The organism is Rickettsiales bacterium (assembly GCA_033762595.1).
GTDB lineage: Bacteria > Pseudomonadota > Alphaproteobacteria > Rickettsiales > UBA8987 > JANPLD01.
The window spans coordinates 1-13,761 of record JANRLM010000088.1 but is presented as its reverse complement, the minus strand read 5'-3'; the positions used below and the strand labels follow the sequence as shown (position 1 = coordinate 13,761).

Annotated in this window: 13 protein-coding genes and 2 tRNA genes; 6 read left to right on the top strand and 9 right to left on the bottom strand. The window is 34.6% G+C overall.

Features of this window, described 5'->3' with window-relative positions; all coding sequences use genetic code 11:
* Positions 1 to 2,229: carbamoyl-phosphate synthase large subunit (gene carB, locus SFT90_06255; protein MDX1950082.1), on the top strand; the 2,229-nt coding region annotated here is incomplete at its 5' end.
* On the opposite strand, the gene SFT90_06250 is transcribed toward carB, so the two are convergent.
* Positions 2,224 to 2,937, bottom strand: coding sequence for a ceramidase domain-containing protein (locus tag SFT90_06250; protein ID MDX1950081.1), 714 nt, complete (start codon positions 2,935 to 2,937; stop codon positions 2,224 to 2,226). The genes carB and SFT90_06250 overlap by 6 nt on opposite strands.
* 164 nt (positions 2,938 to 3,101) lie before the next feature.
* Between SFT90_06250 and ykgO the strand changes: the two genes are divergently transcribed.
* Positions 3,102 to 3,227: a type B 50S ribosomal protein L36 gene (gene ykgO / locus SFT90_06245; GenBank protein MDX1950080.1), complete on the top strand. Its 126-nt coding sequence runs from the start codon at positions 3,102 to 3,104 to the stop codon at positions 3,225 to 3,227.
* Here ykgO and SFT90_06240 read toward each other — a convergent pair.
* From SFT90_06240 to SFT90_06220, 5 genes are all read right to left on the bottom strand, one after another.
* The gene (locus SFT90_06240; protein ID MDX1950079.1) at positions 3,224 to 3,943 is read right to left on the bottom strand and encodes an ABC transporter ATP-binding protein; all 720 of its coding nucleotides are present in this window, start codon (positions 3,941 to 3,943) and stop codon (positions 3,224 to 3,226) included. The two genes, ykgO and SFT90_06240, sit on opposite strands and share 4 nt — an antisense overlap.
* Positions 3,944 to 3,949: 6 nt before the next feature.
* The gene (locus SFT90_06235) at positions 3,950 to 4,567 is read right to left on the bottom strand and encodes a riboflavin synthase (GenBank protein ID MDX1950078.1); all 618 of its coding nucleotides are present in this window, start codon (positions 4,565 to 4,567) and stop codon (positions 3,950 to 3,952) included.
* 67 nt (positions 4,568 to 4,634) lie between these two features.
* Positions 4,635 to 5,828: a porin gene (locus SFT90_06230; protein ID MDX1950077.1), complete on the bottom strand. Its 1,194-nt coding sequence runs from the start codon at positions 5,826 to 5,828 to the stop codon at positions 4,635 to 4,637.
* 174 nt (positions 5,829 to 6,002) lie between these two features.
* Positions 6,003 to 6,530: a L,D-transpeptidase family protein gene (locus SFT90_06225; GenBank protein MDX1950076.1), complete on the bottom strand. Its 528-nt coding sequence runs from the start codon at positions 6,528 to 6,530 to the stop codon at positions 6,003 to 6,005.
* The gene (locus tag SFT90_06220) at positions 6,527 to 7,513 is read right to left on the bottom strand and encodes a tyrosine recombinase XerC (GenBank protein ID MDX1950075.1); all 987 of its coding nucleotides are present in this window, start codon (positions 7,511 to 7,513) and stop codon (positions 6,527 to 6,529) included. The genes SFT90_06225 and SFT90_06220 overlap by 4 nt, the downstream gene beginning before the upstream one ends.
* A 21-nt stretch (positions 7,514 to 7,534) precedes the next feature.
* On the opposite strand from SFT90_06220, the gene SFT90_06215 reads away from it, so the two are divergent.
* From SFT90_06215 to aroQ, 3 genes are all read left to right on the top strand, one after another.
* On the top strand, positions 7,535 to 8,893 hold the full coding sequence (locus SFT90_06215; protein MDX1950074.1) for a M48 family metalloprotease: 1,359 nt from the start codon (positions 7,535 to 7,537) through the stop codon (positions 8,891 to 8,893).
* 40 nt (positions 8,894 to 8,933) lie between these two features.
* On the top strand, positions 8,934 to 9,683 hold the full coding sequence (locus tag SFT90_06210; GenBank protein ID MDX1950073.1) for a DsbA family protein: 750 nt from the start codon (positions 8,934 to 8,936) through the stop codon (positions 9,681 to 9,683).
* A 153-nt stretch (positions 9,684 to 9,836) separates the two neighbouring features.
* Positions 9,837 to 10,271 (top strand): type II 3-dehydroquinate dehydratase, encoded by a 435-nt coding sequence (aroQ, locus tag SFT90_06205; GenBank protein MDX1950072.1) that lies wholly within the window; start codon positions 9,837 to 9,839, stop codon positions 10,269 to 10,271.
* 2 nt (positions 10,272 to 10,273) lie between these two features.
* On the opposite strand, the gene argC is transcribed toward aroQ, so the two are convergent.
* The gene (gene argC, locus SFT90_06200; protein MDX1950071.1) at positions 10,274 to 11,317 is read right to left on the bottom strand and encodes an N-acetyl-gamma-glutamyl-phosphate reductase; all 1,044 of its coding nucleotides are present in this window, start codon (positions 11,315 to 11,317) and stop codon (positions 10,274 to 10,276) included.
* Between the two features lie 119 nt (positions 11,318 to 11,436).
* Between argC and SFT90_06195 the strand changes: the two genes are divergently transcribed.
* Positions 11,437 to 11,526: transfer RNA gene (locus SFT90_06195), tRNA-Ser, on the top strand.
* 79 nt (positions 11,527 to 11,605) lie between these two features.
* On the opposite strand, the gene SFT90_06190 is transcribed toward SFT90_06195, so the two are convergent.
* A tRNA-Ala gene (locus SFT90_06190) sits at positions 11,606 to 11,681 on the bottom strand.
* Between the two features lie 112 nt (positions 11,682 to 11,793).
* Complete coding sequence (cimA, locus tag SFT90_06185) at positions 11,794 to 13,374, bottom strand: citramalate synthase (GenBank protein MDX1950070.1); 1,581 nt, start codon at positions 13,372 to 13,374, stop codon at positions 11,794 to 11,796.
* Between the last annotated feature and the right edge of the window lie 387 nt (positions 13,375 to 13,761).

Sequence of the window (13,761 nt, the reverse complement as noted above, 5' to 3'; positions counted from 1 at the left end):
TCATTTGAGCCAACTATAGATTATGTAGTTACTAAAATCCCAAGATTTACCTTTGAAAAATTCGCAAATGAAGATCAAATATTAACTTCTGCGATGAAATCTGTGGGTGAAACGATGGCGATTGGCGGTAATTTCTGCGAGAGTTTGCAGAAGGCACTTCGCTCACTTGAAACTGGTTTAGCAGGTTTTAATGATAAACCTGATGAAGATTTGGAGGCAAAACTTGCCCTTAGAACGCCTAAGCGTATAATGCTTATTGCCCAAGCATTCCGCGAGGGTTACAGCCTTGAGAGAGTTCAAAAACTTACCGAATGGGATAATTGGTTTTTAGAGCAAATTCAAAAAATTATCCAATTAGAAATCGCAATTAAAGAAAAAACGATTGATGTAAATGACGCTGAAACCCTTTTGTATCTTAAAAAGCACGGGTTTTCTGATAAAAGAATTTCTGAGCTACTAAACACTGAAGAAGAAAAAATTAGAAATATTCGCTATAAAAATAATATCCACCCAGTGTTCAAAAGGGTTGATACTTGTGCGGCGGAATTTGAGGCTCAAACCCCTTATATGTATTCTAGCTATCGTGATAGCTTCTTTAGCCCTAACCCTAACCATCTCCCAGAAGGAGAGGGGAGAGCTTGCGAGGGCAAACCAAGCGATAAAAACAAGGTGATAATTTTAGGCTCAGGGCCAAATAGAATAGGGCAGGGCATAGAGTTTGATTATACTTGCGTTCATGCTTGCTATGCAATGCAGGAAAGGGGCATTGAATCAATAATGGTAAATTGTAACCCTGAAACGGTTTCAACTGATTATGACACTTCCGATAGGTTATATTTTGAACCCATCACAACTGAAGATGTGCTTGAAATTATCCGCTTAGAGCGGAAATCCGGCAATTTGCTTGGCGTAAATGTTCAATTTGGTGGGCAAACTCCTCTCAAACTTGCGAAAAGCTTAGAGCTTGCAGGCGTGCCACTTCTCGGCACTTCAAACCGCACTATTGAGCTTGCGGAAGATAGAAAATTATTCAAAGATTTTATTGAATCGCACAAATTAATTCAACCGAAAAATGATATTAATAATCCGGGTGAGGATTTATATTCTAAGGCAAACTCGGTTGGATATCCGCTAGTGGTTCGCCCAAGTTTTGTGCTTGGTGGTAGAGCAATGGCAATTATTTATAATGAGGCTGAGCTTAAAAATTACATCGCAAATAACCCTGCCGTTTATGAAACAGGGCCTATTTTGCTTGATAGCTTCCTCCGAAATGCAACTGAAGTAGATGTTGATGCAATCTCAGATGGGGAAAATGTTTTCATCGCAGGTGTGATGGAGCATATTGAGGAGGCCGGCATTCACTCAGGGGATTCCGCTTGTTCAATCCCGCCTTATTCCCTCAGTAGAAAAATTATTGATGAGCTTAAAAAACAAACTAGAATTATCGCAAAAGGCTTGAATGTTAGGGGGCTTATTAATGTTCAATTTGCGATTAAAGATGATGTTATTTATATTCTGGAAGTCAACCCTAGAGCCAGCCGAACCGTTCCTTTCGTTGCAAAAGCAACTGGCGTTAAAGTAGCAAAAATCGCAAGCCTTGTTATGATTGGTGAAAAACTGAGTAACCTTCTTGATGTTCAAAAAACTGAAGAAAATTTCTTCAATCTTGGCTATTATTCAGTGAAAGAAGTTGTTTTTCCATTCAATAAATTTTCTTCTGCTGATTCAATTTTAGGGCCAGAGATGAAATCAACTGGTGAAGCTATGGGGCTTGATAAAACCTTCCCACTTGCATTTGCAAAAGCTCATATGGGTTGCAATTCGCCACTTCCAATAGTTGGGGGTGTGTTTATTTCTGTTAAAGATTATGATAAAGAAGCCGTTCTGCCGATTGCAAAAAATCTTTTAGAGCTTGGTTATAAAATTTATGCAACTAAAGGCACTGCAAAATTTTTAAGCGAAAATAATATCCCTGTTCAGCCTGTAAATAAGGTTGCGGAAGGATCACCGCATACGGTTGATTTACTTTCAGAGGGTAAAATTAATCTGGTGATTAACACAACTGAGGGTGAAAAATCTATTCGTGATAGCTTCAGTATTAGAAGAACTGCGATTATGAAAAAAATCCCCCATACTTTAACTATCAATGGTGCAAGAGCTTTGGTCAACGCCCTTAAAGAAATTAGAGAAATCAAGGATTTTGAAGTGCGATCAATCCAGAGTTTATAAGGGCTTTTTAATCGTCAGAGCTTTCACCAACCTATAAAGCACGGCAGCGTTTATTATATGCCAAATAATATGTGTGCCAATACCCATTGTTAATTCGCAAGTTGAAATATCAATCGTTCTAAAGCTTAGAGAAATCAGCCATAAAATTGCAGTATTTAGTAGATAATTTTTCGCTGGGTGGTTTTTTATAAAGCTCGCAAAAACCATTAGCATTAAAGTTGTAAAAGAAGGTAAATATAAAATTGTTCCATTCAAAATTTGTGCGTCAAAATTAGCACCAGCCCAGTAATTTGCGTAAATAAATATTCCAAGAATTATTAAACTCTGCCAAATTTTAAGCCCCACAACCCGCACCGATAGGCTCACCAAATAAAAATGCATAAAAAAACTAATCGGCAGAACATCAACTAAAAGCGTGGTTTTGTTGGGGTGATAATGATAAATTGCACTGCCAACCCCAATTAGAAACAAATTCAGGCTAAGAATTATTATGTCAAAATTCTTGGCTTTGAAAATTTGCTCAGACCTAATTAATTTTATTAAGAAAAAACCAGCAATTATAAAGGCAAAATTTGAGATAGTATTTAACGGCTCATCAGAGAAATTTATTACAGATAAAAGGCTTTCCTCACCTGCAATTCTTTCGCAGTAAAAATCTAAATATTTCCCTTTTTCTTGGGCTAATTTTATTTTTTCAGTGATGGTCATATAAAATTAGTAAGACAAGGTTTTTTGAAAAATCTATATATAAATCAAATGCTTTTACTAAACACTCATTGATTTATTGACTTTAGTGGCAAATTTAGCAAGGTTTAGTTGACTTAGGGAAATTTACCTATATAAAGCTTCTTCAAAATCAAATATTTATTGCTATGAAAGTTGTAAGCTCATTAAAATCAGCGAAAGCTAGAGATAAAAATTGCAGAGTTGTTCGCAGAAAAGGCAGAATATATGTAATTAACAAGAAAAACCCTAAGATGAAAGCTCGTCAAGGTTAATTTATTGCCTTAAGGAATGCTCTTTCTAGGCTGTTGATTTGCATTAATTCCTTGAATTCAGCTGGTTTACCTAAGAAAATTATTTTTGAATTGTGAAGAATTGCAATTCTATCGCAGATTTCATCAATATCTGAAAGAATATGAGAGCTGAAAAATATAGTATTATTCGGATTTGACTTCACAAAATCAATCATAGTTTCTTTAAGGGCAATTCTTGCACTTGGATCAAGTCCACTCATAGGTTCATCAAGCATTAGAAAAGGCGAGCCAGTTAAAAAGGCAGACATAAGACCGAGCTTCTGCCCCATACCCTTAGAATAGCTAGAAACCTTGTTGTTAAGCACCTCAGGATTTAACTTCAAAAGATTTGCGATTTTTACTGCGTCGTCAAAATTAAATTTTCTTTTATAATAACTACAAGTTAGCTCCAAAAATTCTCTGCCTTTCAGTTGTTGTGAAGGATAAAATTTCTCAGGCAAAAAGGAAAGATTTTGCCTAGCATCTTTATTAGAAGAATTAATATCATAGATTTGTGACAGGCCGGAATCTTGCTCAAGAAGGCCAAGAATGATTTTTATCATCGTTGTTTTACCAACGCCGTTAAGCCCTATAAGTCCAAAAATCTCACCTTTTTCAACTTCAAATGAGACATTTTCTAAAACATTATTCTGTCCAAATTTTTTATTAAGATTTGAAATTTTTAGCGGTTTTGTCATTTTATTCTATCTTAAAAATTCTGGTTTAATTAATTTAGAAAGATAACGAGAAATTGTATCAACTTCAATATTAACTTCATCATTTTCATTAAGAAAATGAAAATTTGTGTTTGCAAGTGTGTGAGGAATTATATTTATTTCAAAAATATCGTTCTCAATTTTATTTATTGTAAGGGAAGTTCCGTTAATTGTAATTGAACCTTTGTTAGAAATAAATTTTTGGAATTCTGGCTCATTAAGCCTAAATTGCATAATCCAATTATCGTTATCTTTGATAATTTTTGTGATTTTTGCTTTAGTATCAATATGGCCTGTAACTAAATGCCCACCCAATTCATCACCGATTTTGAGAGATTTTTCTAGATTTATTAGATCGCCGGTTTTTGCGTTTCTATAAGTGGTTTTATTTAAGCTCTCTGGCGATAAATCAAACCATAGTAAAGTTTTGTTATTAGAAGATTTTTCTTTTTTAGTAACGGTTAAACAGCAACCATTACAAGCAATAGATGCCCCTAAATTAATTGGCTCAAACTCAAAATTTGTTTCAATTATAAAAGTTTCAACATGAGGTTTTTTTATAATATCCCTCAAAATTCCAACATCTGTAATAATTCCTGTGAACATAGGCTTGTATTAAAATAAAAAAAGGGCGGGTAAAACCCGCCCTAAAATTCATAATCTAATTAAATAATTAGAAAGAAAGTTCAGCACCTAGAACAACAACGTTACCATCATTGTCTGCACGAGCAGTAGAACCAGCATCTAATTCAAAGAACGCAGCCTCAACATAAGGTGTTAAGCCTGGAGCTAATTGATAATCAGCACCAACTACAGTGTTTGCTAATTCATTAGAAACAGTGCCTTGACCTTGCTCAGAGTTTAAGTGAGTTACAGAAACGCCATATGGTCCATTTTCGTAAGCAGCACCTGCTGTCCAATAAGTTTGAGAATCTTCAGTAGCAGTAGTAGCTAAGCCAGAATCACCAAGATCAGCCCAGTTACCAGCAACTGAGAAACCTTCAGCACCTAATTTACCACCAAAAGAGTATGCTGATAAATCATTAACAGTAGATGTTTCAGCTTGACCAGTTTCACCAACTGCAGCAAGAGCTAAGTCAACGCCATCAAAGTTTTGTTCAAAGTTAATACCACCTGAGAAAACTTCATCATACTGACCAGCATTCTGAGTTCCTGAAAGAGTATTTGCAGAACCTAAATCACCAGAGTCATTAGTGTAAGATACACCTAACTGAACACCAGAAAATCTTGGAGTGTAGTAAGTTATTTTAGATACATCTGAACCTCTTTGATCTTGTTCAGCAATAACTAAGTTTGGCTGGATAATATAGTTAACTGCATTGTTATCGCTGTCAATATCAACATAGTTCCACCAAGTACCTTCAATACCACCAGTTCCACGAGCGATATTAGAAGCGTCAATTTCTAAAGATTGAGAAGCACCTGCATTTCCACCGAATTCAACACGACCAAAAGAGTCATTTTCACCGAAGATGAATACTCTGTCAGCGTTTAATCCGCCTTCAGCGTCAGTGTTATCAATTTGAGCGTTTAACTCAACAACTCCACCATAGTCAAAATCTTCAGCAGAACCAGCAACAGTAACATGAATTTCTGCATCGTTAGTGAAGCTAGCATCTCTAAGTTGACCAGCAGTGCCTGGAGAAGTGATACCTTGGCTGTTAGCCGCGTTATCTTGATCGCCAATAGCGTGCTCAACGTTAACAAAACCGCCAACCATCACATTAAGTGCGCCAGCGTTAGCTGAAGTAGCAGAACCTGTAACAGGAGCATGACCACCACCAGCAAGTGCAGCAGAAGAAGCTAAGCCTACTAATGCTGAAGTAGCAAGTAAAAGTTTTTTCATTTTAGAAACCTTTTATTTAGTTAGTAAAAATTGCAGGCACATTAAATATGTGCAATTACAATCCACTTATGCAATAAGCATTATTTACATATATATTGCAACAAATAATATCAAGTATTATTTTATTAATATTATTAAACCTTTGATGCTGAGGCAAATTCGCAACAATTTGACCTATGGATATATATTTATGGGCGTTCCTACATCAACTAAACGCCAAATTTCCCTAATTTCTGAGTTGGTAACTGCTATACAACCGGCTGTCCAATCCTTAAATAAATGGTCTATATAGTCAAAAAAGCTATGATTATTCTTTAATCCGTGAATCATAATATCACCGCCAGCAGATTTATTAAATTGCCTTGCAAACTCTATATCATCTTTATTTGGATATGAAACCTGCAAGGAAAGATGATATTTACTATTTGGGTTTCTATTAGATATAAAGTAGCTTCCTTCTGGTGTTTTGCCGTCTCCTTCGAATTGCTTTTTACCAATAGGTGTAAAACCAAGTGATATGTTATAAGTTCTTATTTTTTTACCCTCACTATTTAACATATGCATTTTTCTTTTAGACTTATAAACTTCGATTAAAGTGATTTTATTTTCCGCTTTTTTTGCATTAATTTTTTTAGATTTATAAATTAAATCGCAAGAGGAAATTGCTAAAATTGATAGTAATATTAAAAATATTTTTTTCATAAATTAATCCTCTCTAATTCCTTAAATATCCTTGTGGAGTCAACTTTAGTATATTTTTGGGTAGTTGATAAATTAGAATGCCCAAGCAATTCTTGAATTGTTCTTAAATCACCTGAATTAGAAAGCAAGTGCGTTGCGAAGGAATGTCTAAAAGCGTGCGGTGTTGAGCCCTCTGGAAGGCCTAACATATTTTTCAAACTTCTTATTATTTTTTGAAATACAGCTTTATCTAACTGCCCGCCTTGCTTACCGAAAAATATGTAAGAATTTTCATCTTGTGCATTTATATAAGGGCAGGATAATTTTAGATTTTCTATTTCCTTTAGAACATTTGGTAGAACTGGAACAAGCCTCTCTTTATTTCCCTTGCCTTTAATTTTTATAAAATTATTGCCAGCAGTAAAATTAGATAATTTCAAATTTATCGCTTCAGAAATCCTAAGCCCTGCACTATAAATCAGCATAAGCAAAGTTTTATCTCGTTGAGAAATCCATTGCTCACAATTATCTTTATGGAATTCAATCTCAGAAATATTAGCAATCGCCTCTAAGGTCTTCTCAACACTAATTGCTCTCGGTAAATTTTTTGGAATTTTAGGAGATTTTACCAAAGATAAATTTTCATTTTGCAGAAAATCATTATTCTCACAGAATTTATAAAAACTTTTGACCGAGGATAAAGTTCTTGCCCTTGAAGATGAAGCCCCTCTATGCTGTTTAATATCGCTCAAGAATAATCTAAAATCTGATTGTTTAAGGTTAGATAAGATCTCTCTATTTATTTTGCTACTCAGTCTATTTTTGAAAAATTTTATGAAGAAATAAATATCGTTAAAATAGCTTTCTATAGTGTTTTCTGAAAAATTTCTGGCTAGAAGAAAAGCCTGCCACTTTTCAAAAACAGATACAAGAAATTCATCAGTCATTTTAGCCAATTCTTTAAGATATATCTTTTTTTTGTTTTTTGTGCTATTATCTTTCATAGAAAGTAAGCCTATTCTAAAATGTTCATAAAAAATAAAAAAATTATATCTAAATTTCTTACTTGTCTAATTATCATTTTGTTATCGTTTAATGCAAGTTCTTCAACTCAAAATGCTATCTCTTTAATTAGAGATGATGAAACTGAAACTTTTCTGCGTGAAGTAACCACGCCAATTTTTCGCTCAATCGGCTTAGATGAAAATTCTGTTGAAATTGTTATAATTAATGACCCATCAATAAATGCTTTTGTTGCAGGTGGGCAGAAGGTTTTTATCCATACTGGATTGATTATGGAATCAGATGATTTGGCTTCATTGCTTGGGGTTTTAGCTCACGAAGCTGGACATATCAAGGGTGCTCACTTGATACAAAAAAGTAGAAATTTTGAAGATATAAACCTTGGAATGATTGCTGGTTATGTTCTTGGCTTAGGCTCAGTAATTGCCGGTGCACCAGCAGAAGCAGGGCTTGCAATATCATCTGCTGGGCAGAATATTGCAACAAGGCGTGCTTTAAGTTACTCAAGAGACTATGAAAACGCCGCAGATGCAGTGGCGCTTGATGTAATGAGGGAAATTAATATCACGCCTCTTGGCCTTGTAAAAATTTTAAGAAAACTTACAGCAAAACAGAGAATTGCAGGTGATATTGTGGATCAATATATGCTAACCCACCCAGTTTCAGAAGATAGAGTAAATTACATTCTAAATTATGTAAAAGCCAACCCAGAGGTTGATAAAAAAACGCCCGATGCTCAAGAAGCAAAATTCAAAAGAATTAGAGGTAAATTTTATGGCTTCCTTGCAAACCCTAAGCGAACAAGAGGGCTATATAGCAGAAAAGCAACGAGCGACGGATATTACGCACTTGCAGTTGCTTATCATAAAGAAGCAAGATTTGATGAATCGCAAGCCTACTTAAATAAGCTTATAAGCCAAAACCCCTCTGACCCTTATTATCAAGAGCTTAAAGGCCAATTTTTATTTGAAATGGGCAAAATAAAAGAAGCCTCTAAGCAATATCAAAAAGTTACAGAAATGCTGCCGAACTCTAATTTAATAAAATTAAAATATGCAAATTCATTAATGGCAGAAGGTGGTAAACCAAGCCTTTTGGAAGCAATTACAATTCTAAAAACTATCACCGCTCGCGAGACAAAAAATATAGGTGCGATAAATCGTCTTGGTATTGCTTATGGAAAGCTCGGAATGTTAGATAATTCATATCTATATTTAGCGGAATCAGCGATTCTTGCTAAGGATAAAAATAACTCAAAATTTTACCTCTCAAAAGCAGAGCAACTTGTTGATAAATCATCACAGAATTACCTAAAATTCAACGAATTGAAAAAAGAGCTTGGAAGACTTTTAGAAAACTGATAATAATTTTTTTTACTAACAAAAATAAAAAATTATTTCTATGGCTCAAAGAATTTTAATATTGGTTTTATTCCTGCTTGCAATTATAACTTCTTCTTCTCTCACCGTGCTTTATTTACAAAATAAATCTGGCGGTTCTGCAAATGTTGCACCAGCAAATTTAAGTGCTGAAATTTCCAAATTTATTGAAGAAAACCCTGAAATTATTATCCAAGCTCTCAAAAAATCACAAATGAGGCAAGCTGAAGTTGAAGCTAAAAAAGCTGAAGGTGCGGTTAAAGATGTTCTGCCGAAACTTAAAGAAAGAAAAGCAATTGCGGGAAAAAATGATGGCGATGTTGTCTTTGCTGTTTTCCACGATTTTAATTGCGGTTTTTGCAGAAAATCAGTGGGTGATGTTGTGAAAGTATCTGAAAATTTCAAAGATGTAAAAATCGTTTTGATTAATCTTCCAATATTAGGGCCTCTCTCAGTTGACAAAGCAAAAGTTTCTGAAGCTATTGCCCAAATTTCCCCTGAAAAATCTTTTGATTTTTTTGTTAAGATGGAAAAGGAAACCCCAAAAACTCTTGAACAAATTCTTGCAATAGTTGAATCTATTGGCGTTGATGCTGGAAAAGTGAAAGAAGTTGCTAATAGCAGTGAAGTTGAAAATATCCTGTCTCAAAATCGTGCGATTGCTGAACAAGTTGGAGTGCAAGGAACACCTGCTTTTATAATTGATAATCAAATTATCAAAGGTGCTTTAGGCTATGATGCTTTTGCAAATGCTATCAACAAAGCAAAATAAGGTGCTAGGTATTAGGGCTTAGAGTTTAGGTTAAAATTTGTTACCATACATTCATGTTTCATTCCCGCGAAAGCGGGAATCCATAAAAACAATTAGATTATAAATTAATTGTTTCAAGATATTAAAAAATTTATAAATTTTTGCTAAATACTGATGAAAAAAATTCTTATTCTTAATGGCCCTAACTTAAATATGCTAGGCAAGCGAGAGCCAGACATATACGGCCATATAACCCTTGGAGAGATTGAGAAAAGATGCAAAGACTTAGCTAATTCAAAAAATATTGAAATTGATTTCTTTCAATCAAATAATGAAGCGGATTTAATTGATAAAATCCACAAATCTAGCAATAATTTCTCTGGGATTATTATAAATGCAGGGGCGTTTACTCATACTTCCATTGCTATTATGGACGCATTGTTGCTAGTTAATATTCCAGTTATTGAAGTTCATATTTCAAATATTTTTAGGCGTGAACAATTTCGCCATAATTCCTATATTTCCCTTGCGTCAAAAGGCGTTATTTGTGGCCTTGGCGTTGATTCCTACTTGCTTGCCATCACTGCCCTTTCTAATTTGATGAAGTAATTTTAAGGAAATACTGGCACTAAGTTAAGTGCAGTTTTCTCATCAAAACCAAAAGTGATATTAAAATTCTGAACCGCCTGCCCAGACGCCCCTTTTGTAAGATTATCAATCGCAGAAATTATAATTGATCTATTTTTAATTCTATCCGCAAAAATATTAATCAAACATAAATTAGTGCTATAAACATTTTTAATAGTGGGGATATTCTTAGCCTCAGCAATCTTCACAAAATCTGAATTTTTATAATTTTCTTGCAAGCATTCCTTCAAATTTTCAGAAGTAACACCAGCCTTATTTTTAACATATATATTTGAAATCATACCCCTGCTAATGGGGATTACTTGCGGAGTAAAACTTATTGTAACTGGGTTATTTGCAAAAATTCCAAGCTCTTGCTCAATCTCTGAAAGATGCCTGTGAGAGGCAATTCCATAAGGTTTCAAATTTTCATTCACTTCAGTAAATAGATTATTCGCATCAGCTTTTCTGCCTGCTCCTGAAATACCAGATTTTGAATCAGAAATTATATCATCAATCTCAATCAAATTATTTTTAAGAAGCGGAATTAGTGGCAATAAAATTGAAGTTGGATAGCAGCCCGGGCAAGCAATTAAATCCGCTTTTGCAATTTCTTCACGATAAATCTCAGATAAACCATAGACAGCCTTGCTTTGAAGCTCTAACGCTTTATGTTTTTGGTGATAATATTTTTCGTAATCATCGGGGTTTTTTAGCCTAAAATCAGCTGAAACATCAATAATTTTAATATTTTTTGGAATTTTAAGAGCAACTTCCTGTGTTGTTCCGTGCGGCAAGCATAGAAAAACAGCTTGAATATCATCAAAATTTGCATCTTCAAATTTGATAAGAGCTGGCAGATTATAAGGTGCTAGATGAGGGAAAATCTCTGAAATATTCTTCCCTGCATTTGATTCCGCAATAAGAGATTTTATATTGGTATTTGGGTGATTAAGAAGGATTCTAATAAGCTCAACGCCAGTATATCCGCTAGCACCAAAAATCGCTATATTTAATTTTTTAGTCATAATTTTTAGAAAAAAATTCTTTGCAAAAGCATTTATACAAGAAAAAATCTTTTAGCGAATAAAATTATTAGTTGGAATAATTCTAAAACTTCACTAAAAACAAGTTTGTTTTAATTTGTGGAGGGGTGGCCGAGCGGTTGAAGGCGCACGCTTGGAAAGCGTGTTTAGGTTAACCCCTAACGTGGGTTCGAATCCCATCCCCTCCGCCATGTTAATTATGTTAAATAATAATAAATTAGGATTCTGGAGATATAGTTTCTGAGTTGAAGATATTAGTTTTATGAAGAATGGTGGAGCCTAGCGGGATCGAACCGCTGACCTCCTGAATGCAAATCAGGCGCTCTCCCAGCTGAGCTAAGGCCCCTAGAATAAAGGGAATAATTGATAAATGTTTCTATAAAATAAGTTTTAATTGTCAAGAGGCTTTTTTTAAGGGGGATTTTTTAATAGCCGATGTTTATAATAATTTAGCTATATCATTTTGATCTAATGATTTTATACATGAAGGAGTCGCAGAGGGCGTTGAAGCTCGCATCTAGAATATTTCCTGAAACGCCAATTGTATTCCATCTATTGCCTAAAGAATCTTTACTTTCAATTTGAACACGAGTGATTGCCTCAGTGCCGAGTTCATTTTTCATAATTCGCACTTTGTAATCACTGAGGGATACATCTTTCACAATCGGATATTTCTTGCGGAGTGCCTTCCTGATAGCCTTATATAAAGCATCAACTGGGCCTTTTGCCTCAGCAATTTCATTGTAAATTTTACCCTGTATTGATAATTTAATTGTTGCTTCAACATAATTTTCAAAATCGCCAGAATTATTGGTTTTTCTTTCGTCAATAATTCTAAAGGATTTCACGGCAAAATATTCAGGAATATCCTCTGTTATTTGATGTGCTAAAACTTCAAAACTTGCATCAGCAAAATCATATGAAAAGCCAGCAGATTCCCGCTTTTTGACTTCATTGAATAATTTCTCAATTTTATCTTTATCGGCAGGAATTTTGAGGTCTTTTAAGCGTGCCGAAATATTGCTTCGCCCTGCTTGATCAGAAATCACAATCACCCTTTTATTGCCGATAATTTCAGGCGAAATATGCTCATAGGCGTTCGTATTTTTATTAACCGCAGAAGCGTGAATACCCCCTTTATGTGCAAAGGCAGAATCCCCAACATAAGCAGCGTGCTTATAATGCGTTTGGTTCAAGCGTTCTTCAAGAGAATCAGAAATTTTTTTGAGCTTTTTTAGTTGAGAATCACTAACAGAAATTTCATAACCCATTTTATATTTTAGCGTTGGGATAATTGAAATAAGATTAGCATTTCCGCACCTCTCGCCATAGCCGTTTATTGTGCCTTGCACTTGCCTTGCACCAGCACGAACGGCCTCAAGCGAGTTTGCAACTGCGTTTTCAGTGTCATTATGACAATGAATACCGATAAAACTTCCAGCAATTTCTGAGGTAACTTTTTTGGTAATATCATAAACTTCAAAAGGCAGAGTTCCGCCATTTGTATCGCATAAAATCACCCATCTTGCCCCCGCATTATAGGCAGATTTTATAACTTTCATGGCATATTTTGGGTTATTTTTATAGCCATCAAAAAAATGCTCTGCATCAAAAAATACTTGTTTTCCTTTACTTTTGAGATGGGAAATTGTTTCGGTAACAATTTCAAGGTTTTCCTCTAGTGAGATATTTAGAGCTTCCTTAACATGAAAATCCCACGATTTACCAACAATGCAAATATTTTTTGCCTTACATTTAACAAGATTTTTAATCGCTAAATCATCTTCAATATTAACGCCGGCTCTCTTTGTCATGCCGAAGGCGACAATTTCAGAATTTTTGAGTTTTGGAATGTTGTTGAAATATGCATCATCAGTTTTGTTAGAGCCAACAAAACCCGCCTCAATATAATCAAGCCCAAGATTATCAATATCTTGAGTTAGCTCAAATTTATCATTAAGTGAAAAATTTATGCCCTGCGTTTGTGCGCCATCACGCATTAAAGTATCGTATAGGTATATTTTGTTTTTATTTTCCATATTTTGCTACTTACTGGATTTTACGCCATTTTACAAGATTGAATTGTTGGAGAGCTTTTTGATTTTATAGCCTAATCACAAATTGTCACCCCGCATTTATTGCGGGGTTAACCATAAAGCAACTCTTTTGAATCAATCAACAACCCCCTCTTCATGCCCGCGGAAGCGGGTATCCATTGCTGAATAGATTCTCGCTTCCGCGGGAATGAAAAATGATGTGGCTATTCTTTACCCCGCAATAAATGCGGGGTGACACTATGGTGAAAAAGGGCAGAAATTTAATAAAATTTATAGATATTAGTTATTGCCAAATTCTTTTTTACCAAAGAAAAACTTTTGACAAAATACTCAAATAAGTTTTTATAGAAAAAACTATAATATAATTTC